This is a genomic window from Pseudoalteromonas sp. GW168-MNA-CIBAN-0100 (genome assembly GCF_040309225.1).
Lineage (GTDB): Bacteria > Pseudomonadota > Gammaproteobacteria > Enterobacterales > Alteromonadaceae > Pseudoalteromonas > Pseudoalteromonas arctica.
In genome coordinates this window covers 1-414 of record NZ_JBEOOL010000154.1, presented here as the reverse complement: position 1 = coordinate 414, position 414 = coordinate 1, and the positions used below count along the sequence as shown (strand labels likewise).

At 40.3% G+C, this 414-nt stretch carries 1 pseudogene; it reads right to left on the bottom strand.

The features are described from left to right. Window positions 1-414, bottom strand: a pseudogene (locus AAEY62_RS20475) (nucleoside-binding protein); the annotation flags it as partial.

Sequence of the window (414 nt, the reverse complement as noted above, 5' to 3'; positions counted from 1 at the left end):
ACATTAAACTTTTGCGTGCCGATCATAAAAGGGTAATCAAACGCAACATCAAACATCCAGCTATTAGTTTCTATAGGTGCACCACCTTTTGCTACGCCTTCACTGTCATCAATGTAGGCAGTTACCAATGTCTGAAAAAAGTTAAAACCAGGTACATCCCAGCTTAATTTAACACCCGGTAAATATTTCATTACCTTGGCGTCTCCTGCTACGTTAATACCGGCGGTTAAACCAACATCAATTAACGCGCCTGAACCAATCTGTTGGCCGGTAATAGCTGATAGGCTAACGGTTGAATACCATTCGCCATAAAAATCACGGTCTTGAAAACCGTCTTCAAGGTCGTCTTTACTGTAATCAATAAAGAAAAAATTATCGCCGTAATCATAACCAGATGCGTGCTGAATTGAATAC